5 protein-coding genes are annotated in these 8,557 nt (G+C 48.3%); 4 read left to right on the top strand and 1 reads right to left on the bottom strand.

Annotated features, from left to right (window positions below; genetic code table 11):
- Positions 1-109 precede the first annotated feature (109 nt).
- Genes VN105_RS04460 through VN105_RS04445 form a run of 4 tightly spaced genes read left to right on the top strand, consistent with a single transcriptional unit; the run spans position 110 to position 6,915 of the window.
- Entirely contained in the window at positions 110-1,387 is a 1,278-nt protein-coding gene (locus VN105_RS04460; RefSeq protein WP_325638332.1) for a TolC family protein, read from the top strand.
- A gap of 4 nt (positions 1,388-1,391) precedes the next feature.
- Positions 1,392-2,483: an efflux RND transporter periplasmic adaptor subunit gene (locus VN105_RS04455; RefSeq protein WP_325638330.1), complete on the top strand. Its 1,092-nt coding sequence runs from the start codon at positions 1,392-1,394 to the stop codon at positions 2,481-2,483.
- A 7-nt stretch (positions 2,484-2,490) separates the two neighbouring features.
- Entirely contained in the window at positions 2,491-3,804 is a 1,314-nt protein-coding gene (locus VN105_RS04450) for a carbohydrate porin (RefSeq protein ID WP_325638328.1), read from the top strand.
- A gap of 12 nt (positions 3,805-3,816) precedes the next feature.
- Positions 3,817-6,915, top strand: a complete 3,099-nt coding sequence (locus VN105_RS04445; RefSeq protein ID WP_325638326.1) for a CusA/CzcA family heavy metal efflux RND transporter — start codon at positions 3,817-3,819, stop codon at positions 6,913-6,915.
- 181 nt (positions 6,916-7,096) lie between these two features.
- Here the strand turns inward: VN105_RS04445 and VN105_RS04440 are convergent, their stop codons facing one another.
- Positions 7,097-8,113: a rhodanese-related sulfurtransferase gene (locus VN105_RS04440; RefSeq protein ID WP_325638325.1), complete on the bottom strand. Its 1,017-nt coding sequence runs from the start codon at positions 8,111-8,113 to the stop codon at positions 7,097-7,099.
- Positions 8,114-8,557: the final 444 nt, after the last annotated feature.

The raw sequence follows: 8,557 nt of genomic DNA, 5'->3' as shown, positions 1-8,557 counted from the left end.
TTCACCGTGATCCTGCCACATGTATAAGTTTCTTTTAAGTTTTTTTTAATGTTCCTTAAAGGCCGCTTTAATTCCCCTTTCTGAGCTTTGTGCTATGAAATCTGGCATTATGCGAACTATCAGGATGCTGTTTCTAACAGCTTGTGTTTCCAGCCTGGGCTTTATTCAACATTCACAGGCGCAGGTTACTTCCCAACCTGCCACCTTGCAACAGGTGGAAGATTCTTTTCTTGTAAAAAATTATTTATTACTGGCGCAGCGCTACCAGGTAGATGCCTCCAAAGCGCTGATACGGCAGGCGAAAATGTGGAACAACCCTTCCTTCAGCTCTGTACTGGGCTTTGGAAGTACCAATAAATTTAAACCGTTTGATGTGGGCGCCGGCGGCGAAACACAGTACAGCCTGGACCAGCTGATCCAACTGGCGGGCAAACGGAATAAAACCATACAACTGGCCGCAGCGGCAGCGAAAATGAGCGAAGCAAATTTTGATGAACTGGTGCGCACCCTCCGCTTACAACTCCGGGAAAACTTCTACAATGTATACTACCAGCAACAAATTGAAACTGTGTTGAAAGAACAGCTGGACAACCTGCAAAAAATTGTAGATGCATATGTAACAGCCGATAAGAAAGGAAGCGTGGCCCATGCAGACCTGATAAGGTTGCAGGCATTACAGGTAGGCATTGAAAACGACTTTGCCGACCTGAAACAACAGGAACTCGAATCACAGAAGAACCTGCAGCAACTGTTACATACCAGCGTTTTTTATGAAGCCCGGCTGCAACCAGCAGACCTGGCTTCATATAACCTGGATAAAATACAGCTGCAACCGCTGCTCGACAGCGTAGCGCAGAACCGGCCGGATGTTCGCATCGCCAATATGCAATACCAGACCGCCCAGCTCAACTATCGCCTCCAGAAATCACTGGCAGTACCGGATCTTCATGTAGGCGCCACCTATGATAAGCAAGGTAGCTACACGCCTGATTTCGTGGGGCTCACACTGGGAATTGACCTGCCCACCTGGAACCGCAACCAGGGAAATATCCGCGCCGCACAGCTCCAGATAGGGTCTGAACAACAGCAACTGCTGCAGCAACAATCCATCGCACAGTCGGAAGTGCTGAATGCCTACCAGCGGATAGTAACCCTGGAAAAACGTTACAAAAGCTTTGACCTGCACCAGTTCCAGGGTGAGTTTGATACCCTGATAGATGAAGTAGCCAAAAACTTCAGCAAAGGAAATATCTCCCTCCTCCAGTTCATCGATTACTTCAACAGCTACAGCGACAACGCTAAAAATATCAACAAGTTTTTATCCAACCGGGTAAACGCCTACGAAGAACTCAACTATGCAACCGGACAAGAATTATTTAAAAACTAAGCGCATGAAACAGCCTATTCTCATTATTGGCTTTTCGCTGCTGGCAACTATTCTGTGGAGTGGTTGCAAACACAGCCAGGCAGAAGATCAGGAAAAAACCACTTTCGTTCTCAGCGATACCATGATGAAAAATATCCGTATCGATACGGCGCAGCTGCAGCCGGTAATGAATGAAGTTCGTTTATCCGGTAAGGTTACACCCAATGGCGGTAAGGTATTGAAGGTATATCCGCTGGTAAGTGGTTATGTGGAAGATATAAAAGTACAATTGGGCGATTATGTACAAAAAGGCCAGGTACTTGCGGTAATACACAGTGCTGAAATTGCTGATTATGAAAAGCAGCTGGCACAGGCCCAATCCGATCGTAACGTGGCGGACAAAAACCTCAAAGTGGCGCAGGACCTGTTCGAGAGCCGTTTGAATACAGATAAGGATGTGGTAAATGCCAAAGGGGAAGTACAGAAATCCAATGCTGAAATTAACCGTCTCAACGACCTGTTTAAAATATACCGTAAAGGTAAAGGCGCTACCTACCTGGTAACCGCCCCCATTTCCGGTTATGTTATTGAGAAGAATATCAACAATAACATGGAAATACGTACCGATAACAGCACCAACATTTTCACTATCTCGGAACTGGATGATGTATGGGTGATGGCCAATGTTTTTGAAACAGATATCGCCCGTATCAAGGAAGGCTATGAAGCAGACGTGGTAACGGTTAGCTACCCTGATCAGCCATTCCGCGGTAAGATCGACAAGATCTATAACTTCCTTGACCCCGCTACCAAAACCATGCAGGTAAGGATCAGTATTGATAACAAGAACATGCTGCTGAAACCGGAAATGTTTGCTACCGTGTATGTAAAATACCAGGATAACGATCAGAAAATAGCGGTGCCTTCTGCCGCCGTCATCTTTGATAACAGCAAAAATTATGTGCTGGTATTCAAAGACAAATTCAATATAGCCGTGCGCGAAGTAGAGGTAGATAAAACAGCGGGCGACATTACTTATCTCTCTTCCGGCCTTGCCGCAAATGAAAAAGTGATCTCCAAAAACCAATTGCTCATCTATGATGCACTTAAAGATTAAACGCGTCATGAAGCAACTGCTTTCCATAGGAGTACTCACACTGGGCTATACCCGCCTGCCGGCGCAGGAAAAGAAGACGGACAGCATTATCCCCTACTCTTTTCATTTCCAGCAAACACTGGTAACGCAATGGCATCCGGACTTTTCTGCAAGGTATTCAGGCGTCAACAGTTTCCATACGCATGAAAACGGCGCTACTTCCATTACCAGTACCATTTATGCAGGTATCCGTCCATGGAAGAACCTGGAATTATATGTGAACCCGGAACTCGCTGGTGGTGCAGGTCTCAGCCATGCCACCGGCATTGCGGGTTTCCCCAACGGGGAAACATTCCGCGTGGGTGATCCCAAACCTAAAATTTACCTGGCACGCGCTTATGGCGTATATACCTTACCGTTATCAACTGCTACGGTGGCGAACCCGGACGATCTTAACAATGTAGGCGGTACCACTCCCACAAGATACCTGCGTTTCATTGGCGGTAAATATTGCCTGGCAGATTTCTTTGACCAGAACGCCTACAGCCATGATCCCCGCACCCAGTTTATGAACTGGGCGCTGATGAGCAATGCCGCCTGGGATTACCCTGCAGATGTACGGGGCTATACCATGGCGCTAACCGTTCAGTACCGGGCGAACAACTGGCTGTTGCAGGCCGCCACCTCCCTGGAACCTGAAGTGGCCAATGGCCCAAAACTGAACTACAATTACGGCCAATCCAATGGTGAGGTAGTAGAGGTAACGCACACGCATACATTAAATAAACATGAAGGAGCAGTTCGGCTGATGACTTTCATTAACCAGGCGCCTATGGGCAATTATAATGAAGCGGTAAGCACTGCCAAAGACACGCCGGACATCAGCGCTGTAAGGCGAAGCGGGCATACCAAATATGGCTTCGGCATCAATATAAACCAGGAGCTGACCAGCAGCGGAGGCGCCTTTCTCAAAGCATCCTGGAACGATGGACATAATGAAACCTGGGCCTATACGGAAATTGACCGCTCCATCAGTGCCGGATGGTTGCAAAGTGGCCAGTGTTGGCGCCGTGCGCAGGACAATGCCGGCGCGGCATTCGTGGTAAACGGGCTATCCGGCAACCATAGGAACTACCTTGCCAGGGGCGGCGCTGGTTTTATGATCGGCGACGGACAGCTCAACTATGCCCCCGAAATGATTGCTGAAGTATTCTATCAATGTAACATCACCAGGCTACATATCGCTTTAAGCCCTGATTACCAGTTTGTGATGCATCCTGCTTATAACAGGGACCGCGGACCGGTGAATATTCTCGGGTTAAGGACCAGGGTAGCATTCTAAAGAACAGGAGTTATGAATAAATTCATTAGAAATATTGTAGCCTTTTCGCTGAGGAACAAACTGTTTGTTTTCATTAGTGTGGCCACGCTGATCGCAGCAGGCGTATTCTCTTTCGTACATACACCTATTGAAGCTTTCCCCGATGTTACCAATACGCAGATAGTGATTGTGACCAAATGGAACGGTCGCAGTGCGCAGGAAGTGGAGCGCTTTGTAACGCTGCCTATAGAAGTATCTATGAATGCCGTGCAGAAGAAAACAAGCGTACGTTCCGTTACCATGTTTGGTTTGTCTGTAGTGAAGATCATGTTTGATGATGATGTGGAAGATTTCTTTGCCCGGCAGCAGGTGAACAATATGTTGCAAAGCATTAGTTTACCCGAAGGGGCTGAGCCGGAAGTGCAGCCCCCCTACGGCCCTACCGGCGAGATATTCCGTTACTACCTGAAAAGCAGTAAACGGGATTCCCGTGATCTGCTCACCTGGCAGAACTGGGTGATAGACCGGCAGATCCGCAGCGTGCCCGGCGTAGCCGATGTAGTGGCCTTTGGCGGACAGGAAAAGATCTACGAGATTTCTGCTGACCCCGTACGCCTTGCCAAATATGATATTACCCCGCTGGAATTGTACCAGGCCGTTACCAAAAGTAATGTGAACGTAGGTGGAGATGTAATTGAGAAGAACGGGCAAGCCTATGTGGTTCGTGGGATCGGGCTGCTGAACAGCATCCCCGATATCAACAACATCATTGTTCAGAATATCAATGGCGTACCCCTGCTGGTAAAAGACCTGGCGAATGTACACGAGGCATCTGCCCCCCGCGTGGGACAGGTGGGCATAGACAGTAACGACGACCTGGTAGAAGGCATTGTGGTGATGCGTAAAGGAGAAAATCCCACAGAGGTACTCGCCCGCCTGAAAGAAAAGCTGAAAGAGCTGAATGAAACCATCCTGCCGGATGATATAAAAATGGAAACGTTCTATGACCGTGATAACCTGATGGCGTTCTGCACTCATACGGTGATGCACAACCTCGCAGAAGGTATCATATTCGTTACCGTGATCGTGTTCCTGTTCATGGCCGACTGGCGCACTACAGTGATCGTATCCATCATTATCCCACTGGCGCTGCTGTTTGCCTTTATGTGCTTACGCATAAAAGGAATGAGCGCCAACCTGCTGTCGATGGGGGCGATCGACTTCGGTATCATCATAGACGGCGCCGTGGTAATGGTAGAGGGCATCTTCGTAATGCTGGACCACAAAGCCCACAAATTTGGCATGGAGCGCTTCAACAAAATGGCGAAGCTGGGATGGATCAAACAAACCGGCGGAGAACTGGCAAAGGCCATCTTCTTTTCCAAACTCATTATTATCATCTCCCTGATCCCTATTTTCTCTTTCCAGAAAGTAGAAGGTAAAATGTTCTCCCCACTGGCCTGGACGCTGGGGTTTGCATTACTGGGCGCCCTGTTGTTCACCCTCACACTGGTGCCGGTACTGTGTTCCATTTTGCTCAATAAAAATGTAAAGGAGAAGCACAACCCGCTGGTGAATTTCTTCGACCGTTTTGTAATGAAAGGCTTCGGGTGGACTTACCGGAACAAACGCCTCAGCATTACGCTGGCACTGGCTTTCATGCTGCTTACTTTTATATCCGCGAAGTTCCTGGGAACAGAGTTCCTCCCACAGCTGAATGAAGGCTCCCTGTGGGTAACCACCGAGTTGCCCATGAGTATGTCGCTCACAGAAAGCACTAAAATGGCGCATGATATCCGGCAGGACCTTGGCGGTTTTCCTGAAGTAAAAAGAGTATTGTCGCAGGTAGGCCGTTCCAACGACGGTACCGATCCTAACGGCTTTTACTTTGTGCAGTACCAGGTAGACCTGGCGCCGAAGGAAGAATGGAAACGGAAGATCACGCAGGACGAGCTGATTGCACAGATGGAAGCACGTTTGAAGAAATACCCGGGTATTATTCTCAACTTCTCCCAACCTATCAGCGACAACGTTTCTGAAGCAGTGGCCGGCTTTAAAGCAGCCAACGGGGTGAAGATCTTTGGCGACGACCTGGTGAAACTGGAAGCGCTTTCACAACAGGTAGTGGCGCAATTGAAAACAGTGCAGGGCATCAAAGATCTCGGTGTGATCCGGAATATCGGCCAGCCTGAAATGAGCATCAACCTTGATGACAACAAGATGGCGCAGTATGGCGTAGCCACCGGCGATGCACAGGCGGTGATTGAAATGGCCATTGGTGGTAAAACAGCCACCCAGCTGTATGAAGGCGAGAAAAAATTTGATATCCGCATCCGGTATGATGAAAACTACCGTAAAACGGAGGATGATCTCGCCAACCTGATGGTGCCTACTATCAACAACAATAAAGTGCCGCTGAAAGAAATTGCAGAGATCAAAACGATTACCGGGCCTGCGTTTATTTACCGCGATAGCAATAAACGTTTTATAGGCGTGAAGTTTTCCGTGCGTGACCGCGACCTTGGCAGCACCATTGCCGAAGCGCAGGCAAAGATCAACCGGGTGGTAAAACTGCCTAAAGGCTACAGCATTGGATGGACCGGTGAATTTGAGAACCAGGTGCGTGCTACCCAACGTCTCGGACAGGTAGTGCCCATCAGCATCATCGCCATTTTCATGGTATTGTTTATTATGCTGGGCAGTGTAAAAGATGCAGGGCTGGTGCTGATGAATGTGCCTTTTGCGTTGATTGGCGGTATCCTGGCATTGCATGTTACCAATATGAACTTCGGGATCTCTGCGGGGGTGGGTTTCATTGCATTGTTTGGTATCTGTATCCAGAACGGGGTGATCCTCATTTCTGTATTCCATAAGAACCTGGAAGCAAAGCTGTCGCTGAATGAATCTATCAGGCTGGGCGTGCAAAGCCGTGTGCGGCCGGTGGTGATGACAGCATTGATGGCCGCAATAGGTCTCATTCCGGCTGCCATATCGCATGGTATCGGATCTGAAACACAGAAGCCACTGGCGATCGTGGTAATTGGCGGGCTCATTACAGCAACCGTATTAACGTTGCTGGTGTTCCCCATCATTTTCTACGGCGCCTATAAAAATAAGAGGGATCAAATGTAGTTACAGTTGCGTATAGCCGTTCGCTTTAGAAGCAATACGAATGGACATGCGCCGGAATTTTAGTTCGCATATAGGTTGATAGAATGGTCATAAAAAAGCAAAGGCCGGGTTACTCCGGCCGGTTCAATTTATGGTCAGCTACTCCGCCCTGCCGAGAAGAAACAACGCGGGGCGGATTTTTTTATTCTATTTTTCTTCTTCTTGATTTATTGAACATCAGTCCTTTTTCCACGCCTTTGCGCAGTTCCGCCTGTTGCTCCGGCGGTAATGCGTGCGTGGTTTGGCAGGCTTCACTGCAGCAGCCATCATATTTTTTTGCACATGATTCACACTGGATGAACAGCAGGTGGCAACCATCATTCAGGCAGTTGGTGTGGCTGTCGCAAGGCGCTCCGCACTGGTGGCACTGACTGATAATATCGTCGCTGATGCGCTCTCCGAGGCGATCGTCGAATACAAAATTCTTTCCTTTGAATTTAATGGGAAGTCCTTGTTGCCGGGCTTTATTCGTGTACTCTATGATACCGCCCTCGAGGTGGAATACATTCTTAAAGCCGTTGTGCAGCATGTAAGCCGATGCTTTTTCGCAACGGATGCCTCCTGTGCAGTACATGATGATGTTCTTGTTTTCCTGACCAGCCAGCATATCCACTGCCATGGGCAACTGATCGCGGAAAGTATCTGAGGGTACTTCTATGGCGCCTTCAAAATGCCCCACTTCATACTCATAGTGATTTCTCATGTCCACGATCACGGTGTCGGGGTCTTCCGTAAGTTTATTAAAGGTGCCGGCATCCACATAACGGCCACGGTTGGCCATGTCGAAAGTGGGGTCTGTAATGCCGTCGGCCACAATTTTATCCCGGACTTTGATCTTCAGTACAAAAAAAGACTTGCCGTCGTCATCCACAGCAATATTCAGCCGGATGCCATTGAGAAAGCTGATAGCATACAGCTGTTGCTTAAACGCCTCAAAATGATGCTCCGGCACGCTCACCTGGGCATTAATGCCTTCATGGGCTACATAAATACGTCCGAAAGTGCCAAGTTGAAAAAGCGATTCGTACAATTGATCACGGAAAGCCTGCGGGTCGGGGATTTTTGCGTATTGATAGAAGGAAACGGTAACGCGTTTAAACGTTTCATTGGCCAGCCGGACTTTCAATTCGGCGGCAGATACTCTGTTGTGTAATGCCATAATTGCTTGAAATTTTAAGGACGCCTGCGTCGCGAACAAAACTCCAATCAATTTTCTTTCATCTTAAAAGAACAATTGATTCAGGCCGCAAAGATAGCAAAATCCATTGAATATCAATAATGATAAGGGTCTGATTCCTTTGCCCACTGGTAAAGGACATGTAAAGAAAACCAGGCTATAGCGCTGATAATGAAGATGTAACCGATAAAGCCGGGAGTTCTTAGTTCTGCCGCGCCGGGCAGATCGTTTGTTCCGTAATGTAGGCAGCTGCAGCCAGGGCAATTCCCGACAACAGCGCGATGAGGGCGATCTTTCTCATACCGGGTGGTTCAAAGGATGACGGTCCGTTCTGGCATCAGCGTGTGGGTAAAATGTGTACAGCGCTGATCCAAAATGTACTACCTTAACTAACGTATTAAAGCACCAGAAAGTTCACCGTAGATC

Origin of the sequence: Chitinophaga sp., from assembly GCF_035564935.1 — a bacterium.
In the GTDB taxonomy this organism is placed as follows: domain Bacteria; phylum Bacteroidota; class Bacteroidia; order Chitinophagales; family Chitinophagaceae; genus Chitinophaga.
The sequence above is the reverse complement of the archived record's forward strand: the minus strand, read 5'-3'. Positions and strand labels throughout refer to the sequence as shown.